General features: G+C 60.9%; 26 protein-coding genes. 9 read left to right on the top strand and 17 right to left on the bottom strand.

Annotation, left to right across the window (positions count from 1 at the left end; genetic code table 11):
• Positions 1-66: 66 nt before the first annotated feature.
• From LQ231_RS04195 to rsmI, 9 genes are all read right to left on the bottom strand, one after another.
• The gene (locus LQ231_RS04195; protein WP_230170408.1) at positions 67-1602 is read right to left on the bottom strand and encodes a YifB family Mg chelatase-like AAA ATPase; all 1536 of its coding nucleotides are present in this window, start codon (positions 1600-1602) and stop codon (positions 67-69) included.
• Between the two features lie 200 nt (positions 1603-1802).
• The gene (gshB, locus tag LQ231_RS04190) at positions 1803-2750 is read right to left on the bottom strand and encodes a glutathione synthase (RefSeq protein WP_230170407.1); all 948 of its coding nucleotides are present in this window, start codon (positions 2748-2750) and stop codon (positions 1803-1805) included.
• Between the two features lie 95 nt (positions 2751-2845).
• Complete coding sequence (locus LQ231_RS04185) at positions 2846-3337, bottom strand: cupin domain-containing protein (protein ID WP_230170406.1); 492 nt, start codon at positions 3335-3337, stop codon at positions 2846-2848.
• 98 nt (positions 3338-3435) lie between these two features.
• A complete protein-coding gene (locus LQ231_RS04180) occupies positions 3436-4548 on the bottom strand; it encodes a sn-glycerol-3-phosphate import ATP-binding protein UgpC (protein WP_230170405.1) in 1113 nt (370 codons plus the stop codon).
• Positions 4549-4562: 14 nt separating this feature from the next.
• Positions 4563-5405 (bottom strand): ABC transporter permease subunit, encoded by an 843-nt coding sequence (locus LQ231_RS04175; RefSeq protein ID WP_230170404.1) that lies wholly within the window; start codon positions 5403-5405, stop codon positions 4563-4565.
• Between the two features lie 10 nt (positions 5406-5415).
• Complete coding sequence (locus LQ231_RS04170; protein ID WP_113139525.1) at positions 5416-6297, bottom strand: ABC transporter permease subunit; 882 nt, start codon at positions 6295-6297, stop codon at positions 5416-5418.
• 66 nt (positions 6298-6363) lie between these two features.
• On the bottom strand, positions 6364-7662 hold the full coding sequence (locus LQ231_RS04165) for an extracellular solute-binding protein (RefSeq protein ID WP_230170403.1): 1299 nt from the start codon (positions 7660-7662) through the stop codon (positions 6364-6366).
• Positions 7663-7797: 135 nt separating this feature from the next.
• Complete coding sequence (locus LQ231_RS04160) at positions 7798-8166, bottom strand: YraN family protein (protein ID WP_230170402.1); 369 nt, start codon at positions 8164-8166, stop codon at positions 7798-7800.
• Positions 8163-9080 carry a 16S rRNA (cytidine(1402)-2'-O)-methyltransferase gene (gene rsmI, locus LQ231_RS04155; protein WP_230170401.1) on the bottom strand — a complete coding sequence of 306 codons (918 nt, stop codon included), beginning with the start codon at positions 9078-9080 and terminating at the stop codon, positions 8163-8165. The genes LQ231_RS04160 and rsmI overlap by 4 nt, the downstream gene beginning before the upstream one ends.
• Before the next feature lie 232 nt (positions 9081-9312).
• Here rsmI and dnaN point away from each other — a divergent pair, with 232 nt between their 5' ends.
• The 3 genes from dnaN to LQ231_RS04140 all read left to right on the top strand — a co-directional run bounded on the left by dnaN (position 9313) and on the right by LQ231_RS04140 (position 11727).
• Positions 9313-10431 carry a DNA polymerase III subunit beta gene (gene dnaN / locus LQ231_RS04150; RefSeq protein WP_113139644.1) on the top strand — a complete coding sequence of 373 codons (1119 nt, stop codon included), beginning with the start codon at positions 9313-9315 and terminating at the stop codon, positions 10429-10431.
• A 115-nt stretch (positions 10432-10546) separates the two neighbouring features.
• Entirely contained in the window at positions 10547-11140 is a 594-nt protein-coding gene (gene pmtA / locus LQ231_RS04145; RefSeq protein ID WP_230170400.1) for a phospholipid N-methyltransferase PmtA, read from the top strand.
• 5 nt (positions 11141-11145) lie between these two features.
• Complete coding sequence (locus tag LQ231_RS04140; RefSeq protein WP_230170399.1) at positions 11146-11727, top strand: histidine phosphatase family protein; 582 nt, start codon at positions 11146-11148, stop codon at positions 11725-11727.
• A 23-nt stretch (positions 11728-11750) separates the two neighbouring features.
• Here the strand turns inward: LQ231_RS04140 and LQ231_RS04135 are convergent, their stop codons facing one another.
• The 5 genes from LQ231_RS04135 to LQ231_RS04115 all read right to left on the bottom strand — a co-directional run bounded on the left by LQ231_RS04135 (position 11751) and on the right by LQ231_RS04115 (position 16088).
• A complete protein-coding gene (locus LQ231_RS04135) occupies positions 11751-12404 on the bottom strand; it encodes a helix-turn-helix domain-containing protein (RefSeq protein ID WP_230170398.1) in 654 nt (217 codons plus the stop codon).
• Positions 12405-12497: 93 nt separating this feature from the next.
• The gene (locus LQ231_RS04130; RefSeq protein WP_230170397.1) at positions 12498-12770 is read right to left on the bottom strand and encodes a hypothetical protein; all 273 of its coding nucleotides are present in this window, start codon (positions 12768-12770) and stop codon (positions 12498-12500) included.
• Positions 12771-12963: 193 nt separating this feature from the next.
• A complete protein-coding gene (gene fixJ, locus LQ231_RS04125; RefSeq protein WP_162742540.1) occupies positions 12964-13578 on the bottom strand; it encodes a response regulator FixJ in 615 nt (204 codons plus the stop codon).
• The gene (locus LQ231_RS04120; protein WP_230173239.1) at positions 13571-15064 is read right to left on the bottom strand and encodes a PAS domain-containing sensor histidine kinase; all 1494 of its coding nucleotides are present in this window, start codon (positions 15062-15064) and stop codon (positions 13571-13573) included. Before LQ231_RS04120 ends, fixJ begins: the two co-directional genes overlap by 8 nt.
• A gap of 208 nt (positions 15065-15272) precedes the next feature.
• Positions 15273-16088 carry a helix-turn-helix transcriptional regulator gene (locus tag LQ231_RS04115; RefSeq protein ID WP_230170396.1) on the bottom strand — a complete coding sequence of 272 codons (816 nt, stop codon included), beginning with the start codon at positions 16086-16088 and terminating at the stop codon, positions 15273-15275.
• A gap of 122 nt (positions 16089-16210) precedes the next feature.
• On the opposite strand from LQ231_RS04115, the gene LQ231_RS04110 reads away from it, so the two are divergent.
• The 6 genes from LQ231_RS04110 (at position 16211) to LQ231_RS04085 (ending at position 21856) form a co-directional block, all read left to right on the top strand.
• Positions 16211-17410 (top strand): MFS transporter, encoded by a 1200-nt coding sequence (locus tag LQ231_RS04110; protein WP_230170395.1) that lies wholly within the window; start codon positions 16211-16213, stop codon positions 17408-17410.
• A 269-nt stretch (positions 17411-17679) separates the two neighbouring features.
• Positions 17680-18624, top strand: coding sequence for a tripartite tricarboxylate transporter substrate binding protein (locus tag LQ231_RS04105; protein WP_113139645.1), 945 nt, complete (start codon positions 17680-17682; stop codon positions 18622-18624).
• Positions 18621-19112: a tripartite tricarboxylate transporter TctB family protein gene (locus tag LQ231_RS04100; RefSeq protein ID WP_230170394.1), complete on the top strand. Its 492-nt coding sequence runs from the start codon at positions 18621-18623 to the stop codon at positions 19110-19112. The genes LQ231_RS04105 and LQ231_RS04100 overlap by 4 nt, the downstream gene beginning before the upstream one ends.
• Before the next feature lie 12 nt (positions 19113-19124).
• Positions 19125-20642 carry a tripartite tricarboxylate transporter permease gene (locus LQ231_RS04095; protein ID WP_230170393.1) on the top strand — a complete coding sequence of 506 codons (1518 nt, stop codon included), beginning with the start codon at positions 19125-19127 and terminating at the stop codon, positions 20640-20642.
• A gap of 154 nt (positions 20643-20796) precedes the next feature.
• On the top strand, positions 20797-20967 hold the full coding sequence (locus tag LQ231_RS04090) for a hypothetical protein (RefSeq protein ID WP_230170392.1): 171 nt from the start codon (positions 20797-20799) through the stop codon (positions 20965-20967).
• Positions 20968-21289: 322 nt separating this feature from the next.
• On the top strand, positions 21290-21856 hold the full coding sequence (locus LQ231_RS04085; protein ID WP_230170391.1) for an NADPH-dependent FMN reductase: 567 nt from the start codon (positions 21290-21292) through the stop codon (positions 21854-21856).
• A 33-nt stretch (positions 21857-21889) separates the two neighbouring features.
• On the opposite strand, the gene LQ231_RS04080 is transcribed toward LQ231_RS04085, so the two are convergent.
• From LQ231_RS04080 to hutG, 3 genes are read right to left on the bottom strand one after another with little or no spacing between them, the layout of a single operon-like run.
• A complete protein-coding gene (locus LQ231_RS04080; protein WP_230170390.1) occupies positions 21890-22480 on the bottom strand; it encodes a HutD family protein in 591 nt (196 codons plus the stop codon).
• Positions 22481-22536: 56 nt separating this feature from the next.
• Positions 22537-24222, bottom strand: a complete 1686-nt coding sequence (hutU, locus tag LQ231_RS04075) for a urocanate hydratase (RefSeq protein ID WP_230170389.1) — start codon at positions 24220-24222, stop codon at positions 22537-22539.
• Between the two features lies 1 nt (position 24223).
• Positions 24224-25030, bottom strand: coding sequence for an N-formylglutamate deformylase (gene hutG / locus LQ231_RS04070; RefSeq protein WP_230170388.1), 807 nt, complete (start codon positions 25028-25030; stop codon positions 24224-24226).
• Positions 25031-25069 lie beyond the last annotated feature (39 nt).

The following is a 25069-nucleotide window of genomic DNA, read 5'->3' as shown; positions in this document are numbered from 1 at the left end:
CCTGATATCTCGGCGCCCCAATCAGGCGCCGGGACAATCCGCCCCACCGCCGCCACCGACACCCTTCTAGGCTGCCGCCGACGACGCCAGTCTCTCCGACGCGATGCGGTAGGAAATCGCCTCGGCGAGATGGATGCGGCCGAGCATGGTTGCGCCATCGAGGTCGGCCAGCGTACGCGCCACTTTCAAGACCCGGTGATAGCCGCGGGCCGAAAAGCGGAACTTGTCGGCCGCATCCCGTAGCAATTGCAGGGCGGCCGGATCCGGTTCGGCCAGCGTTTCGATCAAGGCTGTCGAACAACGGGCGTTTGTGCTGGTCGGCAGGCCAAGATCCCCGAAACGTTGCCGCTGGCGATCTCTTGCAGCGGCCACACGTTTGGCCACATCGGCACTGCTTTCGGCCGGACGCGGGCGAATGAGGTCGGTGGCAGCCACGGCCGGTACGTCGATGCGAATATCGATGCGGTCCATCAAGGGACCGGAGATGCGGCCCTGATAATCACTCTGGCAGCGCGGCCCCCGGGCGCAAGTGTGACCGGGTTCGCCGGCCATGCCGCAGCGGCATGGGTTCATCGCCGCGACCAGCTGGAAATCCGACGGATAGGTCACCCGGTGATTGGCACGGGCGATGATGCACTCGCCGGTCTCCAGCGGCTGGCGCAGGGCATCGAGGACCGGCGGGGTAAATTCCGGCAGTTCGTCCAGAAAAAGTACGCCATGATGGGCGAGAGAGGCCTCGCCCGGCCGCGCGCGCATCCCGCCGCCGACCAGGGCCGCCATGGTGGCGGAATGATGCGGTGTGCGGAAAGGCCGGCGGTCCGAAAGCTTGCCGCCGGAAAGCTGGCCGGCGATCGAATGGATCATCGACACTTCCAGCAATTCGGCAGCCGACAACGGCGGCAGGATCGAGGGTAGACGTGCTGCCAGCATGGATTTTCCGGAACCGGGCGGACCGACCATTAGAAGATTGTGCCCGCCGGCGGCGGCGACCTCGAGCGCACGCTTGGCGCTTTCCTGCCCCTTGATATCGGCGAGATCCGGCAGATTGGCCGGCAGGCTGCGGATCGCTGGTTCCGGCCGCGTGAGGATCTGGTTGCCGCGAAAATGATTGGCAAGCGCGATCAGGCTGCGCGGCGCGAGAATGTCGATCTCGCTTCCGGCCCAGGCTGCCTCTCCGCCGCTTTCGGACGGGCAGATCAGCCCTTTTCCCAGCGCGTTGGCGCTGATTGCCGCCGGCAGGGCGCCGGCAATCGGAGCAATCGTGCCGTCGAGGTTGAGTTCGCCGATGACGAGATAACCCGAAAGGGCATCGCCCGGGATCGCCCCCAGCGCCGCCATCAGGCCAAGCGCAATGGGCAGGTCGAAATGCGAGCCCTCCTTGGGCAGATCGGCGGGCGCCAGATTGACCGTCACCTTCTTCGGCGGCAGCGCGAGACCGGAGGCATGCAGTGCCGCCTGAACCCGCTCCCTGCTTTCGGCAACGGCCTTGTCTGGCAGACCGACAATCTGCATGCCCATCTTTCCAGGCGCCACCATCACCTGAACATCGACGGGTACGCCTTCTATGCCATGAAATGCAACCGTACTGACACGCGCCACCATTGCCCGCCCTCGCCGTTCCGATTTATCCCGGCCAATACAAACACAACTTCATATTGCGTGTACCGACGGGAACAATCTCGCATAAGGGGTGGCAAAACACAAGAACATTTGCAGAACATAGACGCGCATAGGTAGACGCCCGGTTGCAGCCGGTTGAGTGACGAGAACGAATTGTGAACTACTGGCGCGATTCCAGAGGCTTAGGCGCGCTTCTTCTCGATCGCATCCCACAGCAGCGCCGCGATATCGGCACCGCCGAAACGCTTGACCTCGCGAATACCGGTCGGCGACGTGACGTTGATTTCGGTCATGTAGTCGCCGATCACATCGATCCCGACCAGAAGGAAACCACGTTCGCGCAGGGCGGGACCGATGCGTGCGCAGATTTCCCGTTCGCGGGCGGTCAGTTCCGTCGGCTCGGGCTTGCCGCCGGCATGCATGTTGGAACGGGCATCGTGTTCGGCCGGAACGCGATTGATCGCACCCACAGGCTCGCCATCGACGAGGATAATGCGCTTGTCACCCTTGCGCACGGCCGGCAGGTAGCCCTGGGCGATAAAGGGCTCGCGGAACATCTGGCCGAACATTTCCATCAGCGAGGAGAAATTGCGGTCGTCGCGGGTCGAGTGGAAGACGCCGGCACCACCATTGCCATAGAGCGGCTTCAGAATGATATCGCCCATTTCGGCACGGAAGCGGGCAATCTCTTCCGGATCACGGGTGATCAGGGTCGGCGGCATCAGGTCGGCGAATTCGGTGACGAAGATCTTTTCCGGCGAATTGCGCACCCAGGCCGGGTCGTTGACAACAAGCGTCTTCGGATGGATGCGCTCAAGCAGGTGCGTCGCGGTGATATAGGCCATGTCGAAGGGCGGATCCTGGCGCAGCAGCACCACGTCCATGCTCGAGAGATCCACGCGCTCCGGTGCGCCGAGGGTGTAGTGATCACCCTTGACGTCGCGCAGTTCCATCGGCTCGACGGTGGCGAAGATCTTGCCGTCGCGCATGCTGAGGCGATCTGGCGTGTAGTGAAAGAGCTTGTAGCCACGGGCCTGCGCCTCGAGGCTCATGGCAAAGGTCGAGTCGCCCGCGATACCGATCCCGGAAACATGGTCCATCTGGACCGCGACATTGGTGATTTTTGCCATGACTGCATCCCCGTTGAAAAGCATGGCAGATTTAGGCTGCGCCGGGCACGATGGCAACGGCGCAGCGCTTGAATTCTGCTCAACGTCGGATCAGCTTACAGAGCCCAGTATTTGCCGGATCGCAGCGCATTGCGCATCCGGTACAGGATTGCCAGTGGCTCGGGGAAAGGCTTGCGGAGGAAGGCGATCTTGCGCACATAGCTGTCAATGCGCCAGGTTGCCCAGGTGCCGCCGCGGAAATAGGCGATATCGCCGGCCCTCAGGGTGCGGCTCGATCCGTCCGCGCCGGTGACATGCACCTCGCCTTCCTGGATCACCACCGTCTCGTCCCAGCTGAAAAACCAGCGGAATTCGCCGGCGGTGCAGTCCCAGACAGCCGTCGAACTTGCCTCGTCGGCACTGGTCGAATGCTGGCCGACACGGGCGACCGGAGCCCCATCGATGATCCAGTCCGGATTGATCGGCGATAGGTTCAGTTCGACCTGGTCGCCACTTGCGGCCACGACCGGCGGCACCTCGTCGGACTGACGGCGCGGTGCGGCGAGCATAACGGCGGCCATTCCGGCGACCATGAGCTTTAAAGGCATTGTAATCCCCCAACAAATTCGATGGGAGCTTAATGCAGGCGTCTCTAAGATTGGGTTCGCCGGATCGCTAGACTTTTAACGACCCGGCGAATTTCAGGTCAAGCCAGGGCCGGTTCCGCGACAGAACGATCCGCATGTTGTTCGGCAATCGCTGGTGCCGCCGCCAGGCGCTTGCCGTTTTCAGCCGAGAAGAAATGCAGCTTGGACGGTGCGATCTTCAAAGGCAGGCGGTCGCTCATCAGCGCGTGCGAGGCAACGACTGCGGTCACCGGCTGTCCACCGACCAGACCATGCACAAGCCGCTGCGCGCCCAGTTCCTCGACATAGTCGACGACGAGCGTCAGCGTGGTGTCACCTTCCCCTGCTTCGGTCAGGTCTTCCGCGCGCATGCCGATCCGCACAGGACCATCGGCGATCCCCTGGGGCTCGGTCGGCAGCTCCACGTCGCCGATACGCAGGCGTCCGCCTTCGATCATGCCGTCGACGAGGTTCATCGCAGGTGAGCCGATGAAACTGGCGACAAAGGTCGAGGCCGGGCGGTTGTAGACCTCCAGTGGCGTGCCGATCTGCTCGATCATACCGCCATTCAGCACGACGAGACGGTCGGCCAAGGTCATCGCTTCGAGCTGGTCATGCGTGACATAGATCGCCGTGGTCTTCAGCCGGCGCTGCAACTTGCGGATTTCGCCGCGCATCGAGACACGCAGTTTGGCATCGAGATTGGAGAGCGGCTCATCGAAGAGAAAGACGGCCGGCTTGCGGACGATGGCGCGGCCCATCGCGACACGCTGGCGCTGGCCACCCGATAGCGCACGCGGCTTGCGGGTCAGATAGGGTTCGATCTCCAGCATGCGGGCGGCTTCCGCCACGCGGACGGCGATCTCCGCCTTTGGCGTGCCACGGTTCTTCAGGCCGTAGGCGAGGTTGTCGTAGACGGTCATATGCGGGTAAAGCGCATAGTTCTGGAAGACCATGGCGATGTCGCGGTCAGCCGGCTCGACCTGGTTGACGACGCGGTCGCCGATCGAAACCGTTCCTTCCGAGATCTCCTCAAGGCCGGCGACCATGCGCAGCAGCGTGGATTTGCCGCAGCCGGAGGGGCCGACGAGCACGATGAATTCGCCGTCCTCGATCTGGATGTCGACGCCGTTCACAGCCTTGGCGCCGCCGTCGTAGATTTTCGAGACCTGGTTGATATCGATGGAAGCCATTGGGCAATCCTCTCTTACTTGTCTGTTTCGGTGAGGCCCTTGATGAACCAGCTCTGGAACACCACCACCACGAACACGGGAGGCAGCATGGCGAGCACGGCCATGGCAAAGGCTTCGTTGTAATCGGGAATCTGCGAGCCGACCCAGACCTGCAGGATCTGCTTGATGCCGCGCATCAGGTTGTAGAAGCCCTCATCGGTGGTCATCAGCATCGGCCAGAGATACTGGTTCCAGCCATAGACGAACATGATGATGAAGACGGCGGCGATCATGGTGCGCGACAGCGGCACCAGAACGTCGATGAAAAATTTCACCGGTCCGGCACCGTCGATGCGGGCTGCCTCCAGCAGTTCATCGGGCACAGACTTGAAGAACTGGCGGAAGAAGAAGGTGCCGGTGGCCGACGCCAGAAGCGGCAGGATCAGGCCCTGATAGCTGTTGAGCAGGCCGAGATCGCTCATCACCTTGTAGGACGGCATGATGCGGACTTCGAGCGGCAGCAGCAGCGTGGTGAAGATCAGCCAGAAGGCAAACGTGGCAAAGCGGAAGCGGAAATAGACAATGGCATAGGCGGCCAGCATCGACAGCACGATCTTGCCGATGGCAAAGCCCAAGCCCAGGATCAGCGAGTTCATCGCCATGGTCAGGCCCGTCACCTGCCCGGTGAAGCCGCCGCTCTTGAAGAGCACCTTGTCATAGGTCGTGGTGAAATCATCGCCGATGTTGAGCATCAGGCCGCTGGAATGGATTTCCGCGGCCGAATGGGTCGAGGTGGTGAAGGCAACAACAAGCGGCCCGAGCATGAAGATCACGCCGCAGATGAGAATGAGGTGATCGAAGAACCTGGTGCGATACATGACGTGATCCTCAACCGTAGTGAACGCGACGTTCGATGAAGCGGAACTGGATCAGCGTCAGGACAAGGACGATGATCATCAGGATGACCGACTGGGCCGAGGACGAGCCAAGGTCGTTGCCGCGGAAGCCATCGAGATAGACCTTGTAGACCAGCGTGATCGGATTGTTGGCCGGTTTGTCCTTCACGATGACATCGATGATGCCGAAGGTGTCGAACAGCGAATAGGTCATGTTGATGACCAGCAGGAAGAAGGCCGTCGGCGTCAGCAGCGGCAGGATGACCGTCCAGAAGCGGCGCGTGCCGGACTTGCAATCGATGGCAGCCGCCTCGCGGATCGAGGCCGGGATGCCCTGCAGGCCGGAGAGGAAAAAAATGAAATTATAGGGGATCTGGTTCCAGACGGCGACCATGATCATGGCAAACGCTGTGTCGTAATAATTGATGCCGACCTTCATGTCCCAGCCGAAAAAGGCAACCAAACGCACGAATGGGCCAATGTGCTGGTCGAACATCATCATGCCGATCAGGCCGGCAACCGGCGGAGCGATCGCATAGACCGCAATCAGCAACGTCTTGTACGACGACTGGCCGCGGATCACGGCATCGGCCTTCAGCGCCAGCAGCATGCCGAAGGACAGGGCGAGAAACGTGACGATCAGGCTGTAGGCGACCGTGAAGCGGGCGATCTTCTGATATTCGGGCGAGGACAGCGCATCAGTATAGTTCGATAGGCCGACAAAGCTCGAGCCGAAACCGAAGGGGTCCTCGATATAAAAGGACGAGGTGATTGCCTGGGCCGACGGCCAGTAGAAGAAGATGGCAATGATCACGAACTGCGGCAGCAGCAGGAGATACGGCAGATAGCGGGAGTTAAACTGGACGCGCTTCATCGGAGCCCTTTCAACGCAAGTCCCGGGGGCTCATCGCCCCCGGGCTCATTCATGCGACAGTGATGATCAGCCAGCCGTCTTGGCGAAGCGGGCGAGCAGTTCGTCGGCTTCCTTCTTGATGGTTTCCATCGCGTCCTTCGGCGTGGTTTCGCCAGCGAAGATGCGGTTGTATTCACGCTCCATCACCGAGCGGATCTGCGGGTAGAAACCGAGGCGATAGCCCTTGTCCCACTCGGCGCCCGGCAGCGACAGCTGCTGGATACCAACTTCGGCAGCCGGCTTTTCCTTGTAGTAGCCTTCAGACTTGGCAAGCTCGTAGGCTGCCTTGGTGATGGCGACGTAGCCGGTGGCCTGGTGGTAGAACTTCTGGACATCGGTCGAGGTCAGGAAGTTGAAGAAAGACGCTGTGCACTTGTTCTCTTCAGCCGACTTGCCGGCCATCGCGAAGAGGGCAGCGCCGCCGATGAAGGAATGCACACCCGCACCCTCGATCGAGTTCCAGTAAGGCAGGAAGGTTGCCGAGAAGGGCATGGTGGCCGTCTTCTGCAGGCCGCCAAAGGAGCCGGACGAACCAATCCAGAGAGCGGCCTTGCCTTCTTCGAAGACCTTCTGGTTGTCGTTCCAGGCAGCGCCGTAATAGCCGAACAGGCCCTGATCGTACCAGGCCTTGAGCTTGTCATACATCATGACATGGCGCTCGTCGGTGACGTTGATCGTCGTGTCGACGACGCTGTCATAGCCGTTGTTGTTCGAGGCGAACTGGATGTTGTTGCGCGAGAAGAAGTTCTCGGTGAACTGCCAGGTCAGCTGCGACTGGACGAGCGGCAGGTAGCCGGCCTCTTTCAGCTTCGGAGCGATGGCTTCGAATTCTTCCCAGGTCTTCGGGGCTTCGACGCCGGCCTTCTTCAGGGCCTCGTCGTTGATGTACATGATCGGCGCCGACGAGTTGAAAGGCATGCCGACGAACTTGCCGTCCGAGTCAGCGTAGAAGTAACGTACGCCCTCGATGAAGGCTTCGCGGTCAAAGGCAAAGCCGTTGTCCTTGAGGAGGTCTTCAGCCGGAATGGTCGCGCCCTTGGCATTGATGATGGTGGCCGCACCTGCGTCGAAGACCTGCAGGATGTTCGGCTGTTCGCCAGACCGGAAGGCGGCGATGCCGGATGCCAGGGCTTCCTCATAGGAGCCCTTCGATACGGGGGTGATGGCGCATTCGGCCTGGGCCGCGTTGAACTTCTGGGCGAGTTCGTTGATCACTTCGCCGTTGCGACCGCCCATACCGTGCCACCAGGTAATATCGGTAGCGGCAAGCGTCGTCGATGCGGACATGGATACGGCCAGTGCGGCCAGGCAAATCTTCTTGATCATGTGTCAATCCTCTCCACCGGTTGATTGGGGTGAGGCCTGCATTATGCGCGCTGCATGACACGCCCTTGAAGCTTTCGTGACAGTGCTGTCACAATCAATGGGTTTCGCTCTTCCCATGTCGAAAGCAAAACGAAGCTAAAACGAATCCGGAAAATGACGGGGCCAGCGCCATGGCTGGACCACGATGATATCATATCGATATGACAGGTTTGCCGCGTCCGGCTGGTGCCGCAGCCATTGATCGCCCGCCGCACGAATTCGGCCTTGGCTTGTGAACCCGACTGCGTCTACACCGGCCATCAGCTCGCGGCGCGCCTTCACCTCGACAAAGGCAACAAGGTCGCCCCGCCTTGCGACGATATCGATTTCACCGACCTTGGTGCGGTAACGGAACGCCATCAGACGATAGCCGCGCGTTAGCAGATAAAGGGCGGCGAGATATTCAGAGAAACGGCCATGCCGTTCGGCGCGGATCCGGCTGGCGTCTCCGCGGCCGGATTTCACGCAGCACCCCGAAGCTCGAGCAAGCGCTGGTACAGTTCCTTGCGCGGAAGGCCGGTCAGCTTGGCGGCCTCGGTGGCTGCCTTGGCGGTCGGCATGGTGGCCGAAAGTTCCGTGAGCAAGCTGTCCACGTCGGCGGCATCGGGCGCCGCATCCGGTGCTGGCGGACCGATGACCAGGACGATTTCGCCCTTGACAGTGCGCTCGGCAAACTCTTTTGCCAGTTCGCCGAGAGGCGCGCGGCGGAATTCCTCGAAGGTCTTGGTCAGTTCGCGGCAGACCGAGGCCGGCCGCGCCTCACCCAGCTCTTCGGCCGCCGCCGCCAGCGTGTCCGCGATGCGATGGGGTGATTCAAAGAAGATCAGCGTTGCCGGGATCTTGGAGAGCGCATTCAGTCGATCGCGGCGCGCCTTGTCCTTGGTCGGGAGGAAACCGGCAAAAAGGAAAGCATCGTTGGGAAGACCGGACCCGACCAATGCGGCCAGCGGCGCGGATGCGCCGGGAATCGGCACGACCCGGTGACCGGCATCGATGGCCAGCTGGCCAAGGCGGTAGCCCGGGTCTGAGACCAGCGGCGTGCCGGCATCCGAGACCAGTGCCACGGATTTTCCGGCTTCAAGCGCTGCCAGAAGACGGGCGCCCGCTTCATCGGCATTGTATTCGTGATAGGCATAAGGGCGATTTTCGATGCCGTAGCGATCCAGCAGGACCCGCGTGACGCGAGTGTCCTCGCAGGCCAGGACGTCGGCACCGGCGAGCGTTTCAAGCGCTCTCAGGGTAATGTCGCTCAGGTTTCCGATCGGGGTTGCGACCAGGTAAAGTGCGGGCTCGAGCGGCCGCGCGTTCACCAGCGTATCGTTGACGCGGTAGCGCTTTGCAGCTGCAATCGGGGCGGTGGAATTGTCATGGCTTGTCATTGCGCCTTTATCCTCCAGCCACGCATTGCGAGCAAGGGCAGTGGCGGGCGCGGCGGCAATAAACCATTCCAGCATTTCGTTTGCCGTTGCCCAAGTGGAAAACTGCCAAGCCTCTTGCTTTTGTGCTTCTTTTCCTGCCATTTTGCCCGTCCACATCGCCCGGCCCGGGGACAGGCCGGCCTCAATTCGATCCGGGCAACCGGATGACGACATGTCGAAAGCGGTAGCGTCCATGCGTATTACACTTGAACGGTCTAATCTCCTGAAATCGCTGAACCATGTGCATCGCGTGGTCGAGCGTCGCAATACGATCCCGATCCTGTCGAACGTTCTCCTGAAGGCCGAGGGCGCTACCCTCGACATGAAGGCGACCGACCTTGACCTCGAGATCACCGAAGGCACGCCGGCGATGGTCGAGCAGGCTGGAGCGACCACAGTCCCGGCACATCTTCTCTATGACATCGTCCGTAAACTTCCGGATGGGTCCGAGGTCCTCCTCGCGACCAATCCGGATGGCTCGACCATGACGGTTGCCTCCGGTCGCTCAAAGTTCTCGCTGCAGTGCCTGCCGCAGTCGGATTTCCCGGACCTGACGGCCGGCAGTTTCAGCCATTCGTTCAAGATCAAGGCATCCGACTTCAAGATGCTGATCGACCGGACCCAGTTCGCGATCTCGACCGAAGAGACCCGTTATTACCTGAACGGCATCTTCCTGCACACGATCGAAGCGGGCGGCGCATTGAAGCTGCGTGCCGTCGCGACCGATGGCCACCGCCTGGCGCGGGCCGATGTCGATGCTCCCTCGGGTTCCGAAGGCATGCCGGGCATCATCATTCCCCGCAAGACGGTCGGCGAACTGCAGAAGCTGATGGATAATCCGGAACTGATCATCACGATGGAGATCTCGGATTCGAAGATCCGCCTGACGATCGGCTCGATCGTGCTGACTTCGAAGCTGATCGATGGCACGTTTCCCGATTACCAGCGCGTCATTCCGACGGCGAACGACAAGGAAATGCGCATCGATTGCCAGAGCTTTGCCCAGGCCGTCGACCGTGTTTCGACGATTTCGTCCGAGCGCGGCCGCGCCGTGAAGCTTGCGCTTTCCGACGGGCAGCTTTTGTTGACCGTCAACAATCCGGATTCCGGCAGCGCGACGGAGGAAGTCGCCGTCGGTTATGACAATGACGCGATGGAGATCGGCTTCAACGCCAAATATCTTCTCGATATCACTGCGCAATTGTCAGGCGACGATGCGATCTTCCTGTTGGCGGATGCCGGTTCGCCAACCCTGATCCGCGATACAGCTGCCGGCGACGCATTGTATGTGCTGATGCCGATGCGCGTTTAACCAGACCTTGCGAATTTTGCCTGAGCGCGGCATCTGACCTTGTAATTGCGACAATTTGGTCCGAAATTGTTCCAAGCGATTTGCATGATGCAAATTTGAAAACAGGGATACGGCGATGGCTTTGCGTTTGAAGCAGCGGTTCGAGAAGAAATTCGACGAAGAGATTCGTTTCTTCAAGGGCATGATGCAGGGCCCCAAGCAGGTTGGCGCCATCGTGCCGACCTCGTCCGTCACGGCCCGCAAGATGGCCAGCATCGTCAACCCGCATTCCGGACTGCCAGTGTTGGAACTCGGCCCCGGCACCGGTGTCATCACCAAGGCGATCCTTGCGCGCGGCGTGCCGCCGGAGAAGCTTGTCTCCGTCGAATATTCCGAAGACTTCTACCATCACCTGGTTCAAGGCTATCCGGGAGTGAATTTCGTTCAGGGCGACGCTTTTGACCTGAAAACGACACTCGGCGAACTCGCCGACCAGACTTTCGACAGTGTGGTGTCTGCCGTGCCGCTCTTGAACTTCCCGATGGAGACACGCATTCGCCTGCTGGAAGACCTGCTCGATCGCATCCCGGCGGGGCGACCGGTCGTGCAGATCTCCTACGGCCCGATGTCGCCGATCGTCGCCAAGCCGCACAGCTATCACATCCAGCATTTCGATTTCATCGTGCGCAATATCCCGCCCGCACAGCTCTGGATCTACCGCCGGGGCTGAGGCCGGTGTTCGGGCTCTATATCACCCATCCGCAGGTGAAGATCGATCCCCTGGTCCCCGTTCCGCAATGGGGGCTGTCGGATCTTGGGCGCCAGAGGGCCGAGCAAACGGCACAGCGCCCCTGGGTCCGCAGCCTGAAACGCATCATTTCCAGCAATGAAGTGAAGGCGGTCGAGACGGCAGAGATTCTGGCCTCCGCGGCGGGAACCGGCGTCGAGCGCGTCGAAGCCATGCACGAAAACGATCGATCGGCGACCGGCTTTCTGCAGCCGGCCGCTTTCGAAGCCGCTGCCGACTGGTTCTTTGCCCATCCCGAGGAGAGTTTTCGTGGCTGGGAGCGCGCCATCGATGCACAGCGGCGGATCGTCGAAGCGGTCTCCGTGATCCTTTCCGATCACGACCCGCGCCAGCCAATCGCCTTTGTCGGCCATGGCGGCGTCGGAACGCTGCTGAAATGCCAATTCTCCGGGCTGCCGATTGCCCGAAGTTCCGACCAACCTGGCGGTGGCGGCAATCTCTTTGCCTTCACGCTTGGTGATCGGCGCCTCACCAGCGACTGGACCGCCATGGAAGACTGGCGGCCGTAGCCATCGGACGCATCCCGAACATACTATTCGCAGAGATCGCGCAGGGCATGTCCGCGCCTGATCTCGACGGTCCGGGCATTGGGAAGGTTGATATAGCCGTCCTGGCGCAGCTTGGCGAAGGCCCTCGAAACGGTCTCGATCGTCATTCCGAGATAGTCGGCAATATCGATGCGCGACATCGGAAGCTCGGTATGCTCCAGATCACCCTGACGGCTGGAGATATCGAGCAGGAAACTGATGATGCGCTCCAGCGCGGTCTGGCGGCCGACGACGAGCAGATGCTCCTGGGCACGGACCATTTCATTGAGCACCAGCGACAGCAACTCATGCGATGTTTCGGCACTTTCGTATTGATTGAAGGCGCGAAGCCCGGTCTCAGTGATCGCTTCAGCGAAAAAGCCATGCGTCAAACCCGGCTCAAAGCCAAACGTCTCGCCGGCCAGATGAAACGCGATGATCTGGCGACGACCATCGGTCAGCAGCCGACAGATACGCACCGCTCCGTAGGCGACCTTGTAGAAGGTGCCGGCCTTGTCTCCGGGGCCATAGATTTCTTCGTCAGCGGCAAAATTGATGATCAACTGCGGCTTGGCAAAACCAGTGACGGCTGCGGGAAATTGCGAACCGAATTTCGGTGCGGAAAGAGCAATGGTTGCGGCGTTGAAACTGGCGTGCATCTCAGTTCTCCTCGGTTCAGTGCATGGACAATGCAGCAGCCGAGGTCCGGTGGAAATTCGGTTATGACACTACGGGTTTTTACTTAGCGCCATTCATTTCCGAGTGGCCAACGAGGACGCGGGCAGACAAAAGGCGCGAACCAGCGCCAGGATGTCGCCGCCTTGGGAGGGCTTGTAGATCACCTGAGCGCCGGCAACGTCGACCGGTGAACCAAGCCCATCGGCCAGAAAGATAATCGGTGCATGCAGCCCTGACATGTCGATCGAGGGTCCCGGAAGGGCCTGCTCATCGATGATGAAGCAGGCAAAGCAGTTGTTGTCTCTGGTCGCCCTGTCCCAATCCTTATCCGAAAAGATTTCAGACACGAAACCTTCCGTTGACAAGGCAAACGCCAGCGACTGCCTGAGGGCATGGTCGGCTGACAGAATGGCAATGGGTTTGGCGGCAGGCAAGGTCGTTTCTCACGTCTCGACGGTCGATCCGCCAAGCGACATGACTAGACCTCCTGCTGTCGCGACACCTTGCGCCAGATCAAGAGTTTGGCAATCACCTGCACGGTCATTGTGGGCCGAAACCCGCCGACATCGCCATGCGAACCAGTTGCGGCAGGCTCTTTGCCTTCATCTTGGTCATGACATTCGCCCGATGAACCTCCACCGTGCGCGGACTGATATCGAGATCATAGGCAATGGTCTTGTTGGGCAGTCCGGCGACAACCGCCGACAGCACCTGCCTTTCGCGCTCGCTCAGGGTAACGACACGGTCGCGGATCTCGTCGATCGTCTCGCCATCATCCGCACTACCGGCGAGCTGGATCGCTGCACGCTTGATCGCGTCGATGATGACCGTATCCTCGAAAGGCTTTTCAATGAAATCTGAGGCGCCGGCCTTCATCGCCTCGACGGCCATGGGAATGTCGCCATGGCCGGTGATGACGATGGAGGGGACCTTCAATTTCATCGCTGCGAGCCGGCGCACGAGATCGATACCGCTCATTTCCGGCATTCTGAGATCAGTGATCAAAACCGCGTTGCGGGCATTGGGTGCAAATTCCGCAAAGGCTGCCGCCGTCTCATGAATGCGGACAGCGAAACCGTTCATCGTGAGCAGGAATGCCAGCGACTTGCGGACAGGTTCTTCGTCATCGACAATATGGACGGTGAAGTCAGCGATCTGCATTGGCAATGCCCTCATTAAAAGACGGGAGCGTGAAGCGGAAACTTGCGCCTCCTGAAGCATTTTTCGACACGGTCATCTCCCCACCATGCGCTTCAACGATACGTTTTGAGATCGACAGGCCAATACCCATACCGCCGGCCTTTGTCGTGACAAACGGCTTGAACAGGTCCTGGGCGATCTCGTCGGAGATTCCGGGGCCTGTGTCATTAACTTCCACGGCAATTTCGCTCTCGCTCTCCAGGCGCGTTCGAACGGTCAATTCGCGATAAGGGGAATCCCGCATCGCCTCGATTGCGTTTCGCATCAGGTTGATCAGGATCTGCTGGATCTGGATGCGGTCGATCATCGCCACGTCGGCGCCGGAGCCAAAGTCGAAGACCGTCCTCACGCCTTTCTCCTTCGAGCCTGCAAGTGCCAGTGCACCGGATTCCTCGATCACCTGGCGAATGTTCTCCGGTGTCTTGTCCGTCTCGCCCTTGGTGACGAATTCGCGCAAGTGTTTGATGATCTGGCCTGCCCGAAGTGACTGTTCGGCAGTCGCCTCCAGAGCTTCCCGCACCATCACGGTCTTCGGATCGCCGGCATCCTGCAGCAACCGGATACAGCCATGCACATAGTTCGCGATTGCCGATAGTGGCTGGTTCAGTTCATGCGCGAGGGTGGACGCCATTTCACCCATTTCATTCAACCGGGCGAGCCGGGCCAGTTCACCCTGGGTCTCGTGCAGCCGCGCGGCTGTCTCTTCGCGTTCGGTCAAATCGCGAATGAAGCCGGTAAAGAATGTCTGCCCGCCGGAATGCATTTCGCCAACCGCAAGCTTCATCGGAAATGTCGAACCGTCCTTGCGACGCCCGACAACCACGCGATCGACGCCAATGATCCGCTTTTCTCCTGTATCGAGATAGCGGGCGATATAGCCATCATGTTCGCGTCGGTACGGTTCGGGCATCAGTATCCTGAGATTTTGCCCGACAACCTCGTCTTCCGAATAGCCGAATTGCCGGACCGCAGCGGCATTGAATGAGACGATAGTGCCATCACGTGTACTGACAACCGTCGCGTCTAGGACCGTGTCGAGGATCGAGCGAAGATGGGCCTCGCGTGAGGCCAATGTCGCCTCCGCTGCCCGGATGACCCGGCGCACCGATTGCAGCATTTCCCCGACAATACCGATCGCAATGCCGACAAAGACGAAGATCGACAGAGGCACAAGGGCGGTCATGGCTGTATGGCCAATTATCGAGGCCGCAGCGAGCGAGGACAGTACAAGCGCAAGCAGGGTGGGCTTGAGACCGCCCACAGCGGCGACCAGCAGGATTGCCGGTATGAAAATTATGAATGGCGCATTGTCGTCAAGCACCCCCTCCAGCGCCAGTCGGATCGCGAAGGCCAGGGCGACCGCGAGGATAGCCAGAATATAGGGATAGGCCGTGGGCAGTCGCCGTCTTACCAGGGCATTGACCGTCCGCATCGAAACCATATCTGCAAACATGAACTGCACATCCAACTATGGAAATTGATCGCAATCTCTAGCACGGAGGAGAAGATCGTCGATGGCTTCACGCACCGACGAGCCTGTGCTCTTGTGGATTGTCAATTCATCCTAGCAGGTGGCCGCCTTTTTCCAAACCTGAAGTAGCAATTTCAACCGGTTCCACCTTCTCAGCGAGATCCTGTGCACCACCGTGTCACGATGACCGCGTCCTGAGATATGTGCTGGGAGAATGTCCCAGCATGCGCCGAAACATGGTGGTGAAGGCTGCGATGTTTTCATAGCCGGCATCGAGGGCGACATTGGTCACAGGCTCCCCAGCAGCGAGCTTCGGCAGGGATGCAAACAGGCAGGCCTGCTGCCGCCAGGTGACGAAACTGACACCGGTTTGAGACCGAAACAGGCGGGTGAACGAACGCCGGCTCATGCTCATGTCAGCGGCCCAATCATCAATACCGGCGTTGGCGGCAGGCACTTTGAGAAAACGACGGCAAAGCCTTGCCAATCGTGGATCGTCTGGGAAAGGCAAGCCGAGAGGCCGCTCTGGCAAATGGCTTATCTCGTCCAGAAGCAGGTCCATGATCAGACGTTGCCGCCGCGTCGAATGCGGTCTCAGATTGCCCATCACCAGTTCTTCCATCAGGCTTTTCGCGAGACCGGTGATTTCGACCACCTTAGGCCCGCTTGCCCCGGCAACGGAAGGATCGACATAGATGGAATGCATGTCGACTTCGCTGAACATTTCCGTTGCATGCTCGAGGCCCGCAGGGATGATCAGGCCGTGCCCCGGTGGGATCATCCACCGTCCATCGGTGGTGTTGACCAAGACGACACCACGGCGGGCGCACCAGAGCTGGGTTTTCGTGTGAGAATGCAGGGGGACGCGAAAACCAGCAGGATACAGCCTGCCGAGCGCCACAACAGGTTCCGCCGCATCGTCGATCAGATCAAGGCTCTGCGCGTGCTCATTATCCAGTATAGTCGAGACATCGCTGAGATCAGTACGACGCATTTGGCCCACTCTCGAAAGAACAAGACCACAGCACAAAAGCAGGCCAGAGGCAATCTCTGTAACACACGGCCCTGGCAATGCCTAACTGACCCGGCTGACCCGGCGACCAAGAGGATATGGATATGGCAAGCGTAACGGCAACCGGCGGACATGACGCGCAACGAACCGCCTATTCCATCATTGTCGCTGCCAGTTTCTGCCACATGCTGAACGACATCATGCAGTCGCTGCTGACCTCGCTCTATCCTTTGCTCAAGGCCAATTATGCCCTCGATTTTGTGCAGATCGGCCTGCTGACCTTCGCGTTCCAGGTGACGGCATCGCTGCTGCAGCCGGCCGTCGGCGTGGTGACCGATCGCTGGCCCATGCCATTTTCGCTCCCGGCCGCCATGTTGTCGACCTGCGCCGGCCTGTTCACCCTCGCCTATGCGCATGAATTCTACGTGCTGATCATCGGCGCATGCCTGATCGGGATCGGCTCGGCGATCTTCCATCCCGAAGCCTCGCGCGTCGCACGCCTCGCGTCCGGCGGGCGGCATGGCTTTGCCCAGTCGCTGTTTCAGGTTGGCGGCAATACGGGAACGGCAATCGGGCCTCTTTTGGCTGCCTTCATCGTCATTCCGCGCGGACAGACGAGCCTCAGCGGGTTTACCGTGATCGCGCTCGTCGGCTTTGCCGTGCTGTCCTGGGTCAGCGTCTGGTACACGCGTCATCGCCGCAGCACGGCCGGCCGCGCGCCCGCCAGCCGCGCCTTGCCGCTGCCGCGCAACAAGGTCATGATGACGCTTGTCGTCCTTGTCGTGCTGACGGCAACGAAGAATGCCTATCTGGCCAGCCTGTCGAGCTATTTCACCTTCTTCACCATCGAGAAATTCGGCGTCTCGGTTCAGGATGCCCAGTTGCTGCTGTTCCTGTTCCTCGGCGCCTCGGCGGCTGGCGTCTTTCTCGGTGGTCCGATCGGCGACCGGTTCGGCGCGCGTATCGTGATCTGGTTCTCGATCCTCGGCGTCATCCCCTTCGCCCTGCTGCTGCCCTATGCCAACCTGTTCTGGACCTCCGTGCTGGTTGTGCTGATCGGCTTCATCTTCTCGTCCGCCTTCTCGGCCATCGTGGTCTTTGCCCAGGAACTGGTGCCCGGCCGTGTCGGCCTGATCGCCGGGATGTTCTTCGGTTTTGCCTTCGGTTTCGGCGGCATCGGGGCCGCCGTGCTCGGCGTCTTTGCGGATCGCGAGGGCATCGAATTCGTCTATCGGATCTGCTCCTACCTGCCGCTTCTGGGCCTGCTGACCATCCTGCTGCCGCGACTGCCTGGCCACCGCTGACAGTCGCGCCAGCCAGGCGCGTCCTTTTGCAATTTGAAGACGGATGTCCTCCGAGTGACGATTTCCATCCTTGCGCGGCCATGACAGGTTGCTGACAGCTTCATGTGGTGCATAGTGTTCACCATCATCCGTGGAGGCGGATGAGTGGAACGGTTCGGGAGGAACCCCTTTGCACACGCACAGCCTTTGACGGCGATTGCTGCGTGTTGCCCCAGTCTCTCCCGATGAGTTTTAAACGCGTCAAAGACGCGACAACGGAGGACACCACCTTGAAGAAACTGTTTCTCGCATCGCTGATCGCCGGCGCCATGTCGCTGCCGGCATTCGCTGCCGACTACACCATCATCGCACCCGCCAATCCCGGCGGCGGCTGGGACCAGACGGCCCGCTCCATCCAGACCGTTATGCAGCAGGAAGGCATTTCCGGCAACGTGCAGGTCCAGAACGTTCCTGGCGCCGGCGGCACGATCGGTCTAGCCCAGTTTGCCAGCCAGGCGGCCGGCAATCCGAACTCCCTGATCGTCGGCGGCTATGTCATGGTCGGCGCCATCCTGACCAACAAGTCGCCCGTCACCCTGAAGGACGTCACCCCGATCGCGCGCCTGACCGGCGAATACGAGGCGATCGTCGTTCCGGCTTCCTCCCCCTTCCAGACCATGGGCGACCTCGTCGAAGCGTTGAAAAAGGATCCGGGTGCGGTTTCCTGGGGCGGCGGCTCGGCCGGCGGCACGGACCATATCGCTGTTGGCCTGATCGCCAAGGCGGCTGGCGTTGATCCGACCAAGATCAACTACATCGCGTTTTCAGGCGGCGGCGAAGCGCTTGCGGCCATTCTCGGCAGCCAGGTTTCGGCCGGCATTTCCGGTTACGGCGAGTTCGAATCCCAGGTGAAGTCCGGCACGCTGCGCCTGCTTGCCATCTCCAGCGCCGAGCGCCTGCCGAATGTCGACGGCCCGACCCTGAAAGAATCCGGCCTCGACGTCGTGGTTGAAAACTGGCGTATGATTGCCGCGGCTCCGGGTCTTTCGGAAGAACAGAAGGCAGCTGTTTCGGCCGACATCGAAAAGCTGGTCAAGTCGGCCGGCTGGCAGGAGACGCTGAAGACCAAGGGCTGGCAGGACACCTACCTGGCAGGCTCCGCCTTTGATGAACAGCTGGCCAAGGATGTTGCCGCCACGGAAACCGTCCTGAAAGACATCGGATTGGTGAAATGAGCGGGAGCAACCTCCCCGAAACCTCGCCGCGCCGCCCCGATGGGGCGGCGCTTGGCGTGGCAGCCGTTCTGGCGCTAATCGCGGGCGTTATCCTTTGGGATGCCGCGCATCTGGCAGCGCTGACCGCCTATTCGCCGGTCGGACCGGCCACGGTTCCCTATGTCGTCGCCTTCGGCCTGCTCGGGCTTGCCGTCTGGACGGTCTTTGCCGCGCTGCGTCGGGACTTTCCCGAACGCGAACACCAGGAAATCGGCCCGGTCATCTGGATCATCGGTGGATTGGCGGCGCAGATGCTGCTGCTCAAGACAGCCGGTTTTTCGATCGCAACGGGACTGCTGTTTGCCGCCACCGCCTATGCCTTCGGGCGGCGCAAGCTCTGGGTTTCGATACCCGTCGGTATCGTGCTGTCCTTTTTCGTCTGGCTGATCTTCGCCCGGCTGCTGCAGCTCTCGCTGCCGGCCGGACCGATCGAACGCCTGTTTCTCTGAGGGTCGACTGCCATGAGCACCTTTGAATTCCTCCTGCAGGGACTGGTGATCGCGTTTCAGCCGATCAACCTGTTCTATGCCCTGATCGGCGTGACGCTCGGCACTGCGGTCGGCGTGCTTCCAGGCATCGGCCCTGCCCTCACCGTCGCGTTACTGCTACCGGTGACCTACAAGCTCGACCCCGCTGGCTCGCTGATCATGTTTGCCGGCATCTACTACGGCGGCATGTATGGCGGTTCGACGACCTCGATCCTGCTCAACACGCCGGGCGAAAGCGCCTCGATCGTGACGGCGCTCGAGGGCAACAAGATGGCGCGCGCCGGGCGCGGCGGGCCGGCGCTGGCGACAGCCGCCATAGGCTCGTTCGTTGCCGGCCTGATCGCCACCATCGGCCTTGCCTTCATCGCGCCCTATATCGTCAAGCTGGCGCTGGTTTTCGGACCCCGCGAATATTTCGCACTGATGGTGCTCGCCTTCATCACCGTCTCGTCGGCCTTCGGCGACAGCACCCTGCGCGGCCTGACGTCGCTGTTCATCGGCTTTGCGCTTGCGATGATCGGCATCGACCAGTTGACCGGCCAGACCCGCCTCAGCTTCGGTGTTCCCGATCTGCTCGACGGCATCGAGGTCACGACGCTGGCCGTTGCGATGTTCGCCATCGGCGAGACGCTCTTCATCGCAGCACAAGGCAACCGCGGACCCGAAACGATCGAGGCCGTCAAAGGCTCGCTGTGGATGACCAAGGCCGACTGGGCACGCTCGTGGAAGCCGTGGCTTCGTGGTACCTTTATCGGCTTTCCGATCGGTGCCATGCCGGCCGGCGGCGCAGAGATCGGCACATTCCTGTCCTACGCGGCCGAAAAACGCCTGACCAAACATCCGGAAGAGTTCGGCAACGGTGCCATCGAAGGTGTGGCCGGTCCCGAGGCTGCCAACAATGCATCGGCTGCCGGTACGCTGGTGCCGCTGCTGACGCTCGGCCTGCCGACAACGGCCACGGCCGCGATCATGCTCGCCGGCTTCCAGCAGTATGGCCTGCAGCCCGGGCCCCTGCTGTTCGTCACCAATCCACAGCTGGTCTGGGGCCTTATCGCCAGCCTGTTGATCGCCAATTTCATGCTGCTGGTGCTCAATCTGCCGCTGATCGGACTCTGGGTTCGCCTGCTGACGATCCCCAAGCCCTGGCTCTATGCCGGAATCCTGCTGTTTGCCACGCTCGGCACGATCGGCGCCAACCCATCGGTCTTCGAGCTCGGCATGCTGCTGGCCTTCGGCGTCATGGGCTACATCATGCGGGTGTTCGGCTATCCGATCGCGCCGGTCGTGGTCGGTCTGATCCTTGGACCGCTGGCCGAGCAGCAGCTGCGCCGGGCTCTGGCCATCAGCCAGGGTGACTGGACAGTGCTGGTCACTTCGCCGATTGCCGCCGTCCTGCTGGCGATTGCCGCAGCGGCCCTGATCGTACCGCTGGTGCTGCGGGCACGCGGTCGCGGCCAGGTTCTTGCACAGCTGGCGGCCAACGAAGACTAAGCTAAAACCTATGCAAATTTTGAACAGTGATGAGGCCGGACGCAAGTCCGGCCTCATTGTTTTGCATAGCTGACCTGATCTATTGTGCATTGCAAAACAAGGACCGAGGGACCACTTTATGCCTGTCTAATGAACGAGAAAGAGAGTTACTCCCATGTCCATCCGCAACAGCAAGCATTCGAATTTCTTCGGTCGCGCTTTTGCTATGCTCGGCGCTGCCTCTGCCGCCGCCGCTGCCGTCGAAGGCCACCGCCGCCCGCATGACCGCGATCTGCGCACGCTCGGTATCGAGCCCGCTACTTTTCCTGGCGCGTTCAAGCGCTAAAGCCGACTGCGCCTGATCGCAGTTATTGAAATGATGAAAACAGAGATGCCAAAAAATTGTTTGGCATCTTGGCGGGCGGCAGGCATCGCCTGACGCCAGATGCCTCAACGGCTGATTTTCCGGATCCCATCCGGCGCCTGATGCCCATCTCCGCGAGGACAAGGCTTCATTCCCTGCACAGGTATCGCCTACCACTCTCTGGTCCACATGGTGTGATCGACGCACGAGCGCGGATCTCACCACCCATGGCCGCGCTCCTTGCCGCGGGCTGTCACTTCTTCTAGCTTCGTCGCAAATGATCGAAACAGACAGGGAGAGACCCGTGGTCAAACTGGTTGGAATATCCGGCAGCCTTCGTCGAGGTTCGTTCAACACTGCGCTCCTGAATGCGGCAATTGCCAATCAGGGCGAAGGCTGCAGCCTTGTGGCGGGCAGCATTCGCGGCATTCCCCTCTATGACGGCGATCTGGAGGCCTCAGAGGGTATTCCGGCAGCGGTCGAGGACTTGAAGACCCTGATCGCATCGGCCGACGGCGTCATCCTGTTTACCCCCGAATACAACAACTCGATTCCCGGCGTGTTCAAGAATGCGATCGACTGGCTGTCGCGCCCCTCGAACGACATCGCCAAAGTGTTCGGCGGCAGGCCCTTCGCCATTGCCGGCGCCTCGCCTGGCAATTTCGGCACCCAACTCAGCCAGAATGCCTGGCTCACCGTGCTGCATACGCTCGGCGCGCGCACCTTTTCCGAAAAACGCCTGATGGTGCCAAAGGCGGGCAGCGTGTTTGACGGAGACGGCCAGCTGATCGACGCGGCAATCGCCAAGCGGCTGGCGGATTTTGTCGCGGCATTTGCAGCATTTGCTGGTGCCAACGCCGCAGCAAACTGAGCAAAGCGGCCATGCGCCGGATCCACCTGCGGATCAGGCGCTGCGGCTCGCGATGATTTCGATGATGAAGAAGATGCCATGTCCGGTGAGAATGCTGGACGGCATGGCATCGCCGAACAATAGGCTCTCGCCTGTGCCGAGCGCTATCGATCCGGCACCCTCCCCCAGACTGGCTTGTCCTGTCAGGCAGAAAACAATGACGGGATTCTCCCTGGCCGGCATTGCCACGCTGCCGTCGAGGTGAAGCCTTTCGACGCCGTGATCGAACCGGCCGCGCCGGGTCATGACATTGAGATCGGTAATCGCGCTGTCGACCAATGTCGCGCTGACCTGTTCGTCAGCCGGAAAAGCGTAGGGCGTGCTGTCGACCACCAGCTCCTGCTTGGTGCCGTCGGCACGGTGCAGGGTGAGCCCGTCGCCCGACAGTACCGACAATGTGCGCTCGATCTCCGGAAACAGCGAGAACGGGCCATCGGTCGCAACGGTCGCCATGCTGATCCGCCAGTCGAAATCGCCGATGCCGGCATCTGGCGGAAAAACGGCGATCTCGATCGTTTCACCCAGACCGTTTTTCCATGGCATGCGGCGATAGTCGGACGGTTTCAGCAGGACGGGTGACGGCATTGCGATTCCTCTCGGATGGAGATGGCGCCGCCGTTGCGGCGCCACTATTCATTCACTCAATTGCCGAGGATGCCCGGCAGCCGCAGGCCCTTTTCCTTGGCGCAATCGAGTGCGATCTCGTAGCCCGCATCGGCGTGGCGCATGACACCGGTCGCCGGGTCGTTCCACAGCACCCGCTCAAGCCGCTTTGCCGCATCGTCGGAGCCATCAGCGCAGATCACCACGCCGGAATGCTGGGAAAAGCCCATGCCGACCCCGCCACCGTGATGCAGCGAGACCCAGGTGGCGCCCGAGGCCGTGTTCAGCAGGGCGTTCAGCAGCGGCCAGTCGGAGACGGCATCAGAACCGTCCTTCATCGCTTCCGTCTCGCGGTTCGGCGAGGCAACCGAGCCCGAATCCAAATGGTCACGACCGATGACGACCGGGGCGCTCAGTTCACCACTCTTGACCATCTCGTTGAAGGCGAGCGCCAGGCGATGGCGATCGCCGAGACCGACCCAGCAGATGCGCGCCGGCAGGCCCTGGAAGGCGATGCGCTCGCGCGCCATGTCCAGCCAGTTGTGCAGATGCGTGTTGCCGGGCGTCAGTTCCTTGACCTTGGCATCGGTCTTGTAGATGTCTTCCGGATCGCCGGACAGCGCCGCCCAGCGGAACGGGCCGATGCCGCGGCAAAACAGCGGGCGGATATAGGCCGGCACAAAGCCCGGGAAGGCAAAGGCATTTTCGAGACCTTCTTCCTTGGCGACCTGGCGGATATTGTTGCCATAGTCGAGCGTCGGCACGCCCGCATCCCAGAAGGCGACCATGGCTTCGACATGGCTCTTCATAGAGGCGCGCGCGGCAACTTCTACGGCCTTCGGATCGCTTTCGCGCTTAGCCTTGTGTTCGGCCACCGTCCAGCCGATCGGCAGATAGCCATTGAGCGGATCATGGGCAGACGTCTGGTCGGTGACGATGTCGGGACGCGGGCCACCGGCCTGCATACGCTTGACCAGTTCCGGGAAGACCTCTGCGGCATTGCCAAGCAGGCCGACGGACTTGGCTTCACCGGCCTTGGTCCACCGGTCGATCATTGCCAGTGCTTCGTCGAGCGTCTTTGCCTTTTCATCGACGTAACGGGTGCGCAGGCGGAAATCGATGCGGGTCTCGTCGCTTTCGACGGCGAGGCAGCAGGCGCCGGCCATGACGGCGGCAAGCGGCTGGGCGCCGCCCATGCCGCCAAGGCCACCGGTCAGGATCCACTTGCCCGTGAGGTTGCCACCGTAATGCTGGCGACCCGCTTCGACGAAGGTCTCATAGGTACCCTGAACGATGCCCTGAGTGCCGATATAGATCCACGAACCGGCAGTCATCTGGCCGTACATGGCGAGACCCTTCTTATCCAGTTCATTGAAATGATCCCAGGTCGCCCAATGCGGCACGAGGTTGGAGTTGGCAATCAGAACGCGCGGTGCATCCTTGTGGGTGCGGAACACGCCAACCGGCTTGCCGGACTGCACGACGAGGGTCTCTTCCTCGGTCAGTGTCTTCAGCGTCGCGACGATGCGGTCAAAATCCTCCCAGGTGCGAGCGGCACGGCCGATGCCACCATAGACCACCAGTTCATGCGGATTTTCCGCGACATCGGGATCGAGATTGTTCATCAGCATGCGCAGAGGCGCTTCGGTCATCCAGCTCTTCGCGTTGAGCTCGGTTCCGCGCGGCGAACGCACGTCGCGGATGTTGTGGCGTGGATTGGTCATCTCAGTTCCCCTTGGTCTTCAGTTGATCCGCAACGGCTTCGATGCGTGCCAGGATCTGGCTCAGGTGAATGCGCAGCCGCCCGGCCTTCTCTTCGTCATAGGCAAAGGGCGGCTCTTCGGTGGCGAGGTGTGATGTTTGCGATAGCTCCATCTGGATCGCATGAATGCCATCGAGCGGCTGCCCGTAGTGGCGGACGGTCCAGCCACCCTTGAAGCGACCGTTGAGGATCGCCGTGTAGTCTTTGGCTGCGCGCGCAACATCCACTGCGGCAGCCTCGATGCGAGGATCGCAGGTGCGGCCCATGTCCGTGCCGATATTCAAGTCCGGCAAACGACCTTCGAAGAGGAAGGGTATATGCGAGCGGATCGAGTGGCAGTCGTAGAGAACAACCACGCCGTGGATCGCCTTGACCCGTTCGATCTCGGCCGACAGGGCAGCGTGATAGGGCGCGTGGAAGGTTTTCAACCGATGCTCCACATCGGATGCTGACGGCTCTTCGCCTTCGGCCCAGATCGGCGCCCCGTCGAAATCCGTCCCCGGCACAAGTCCGGTGGTATTCTGACCGGGGTATAGGCTGGTTCCGGCCGGATCGCGATTGGCGTCGATGACATAACGATGGAAGGTGGCGCGCACCGTCGTGACATTGGGAAGGAGACCGGCATAGAGTTGATGGATATGCCAGTCGGTATCGGCCAGCATGCGGCCGTTGTCGTTCAGGCGGGCCCAGATATCGGGCGGCACCTCTGTTCCAGTGTGCGGAAATGCGAGAATGACGGGCGAATTGCCCTGGGCGACTTCAAATTTCATATCCGCGACTCCACCATCTGCCAGAAACCAAACACATTC

Source organism: Rhizobium sp. CECT 9324, assembly GCF_918741265.1.
Taxonomy (GTDB): Bacteria; Pseudomonadota; Alphaproteobacteria; order Rhizobiales; family Rhizobiaceae; genus Allorhizobium.
This window is presented reverse-complemented; position numbering and strand designations above follow the sequence as displayed.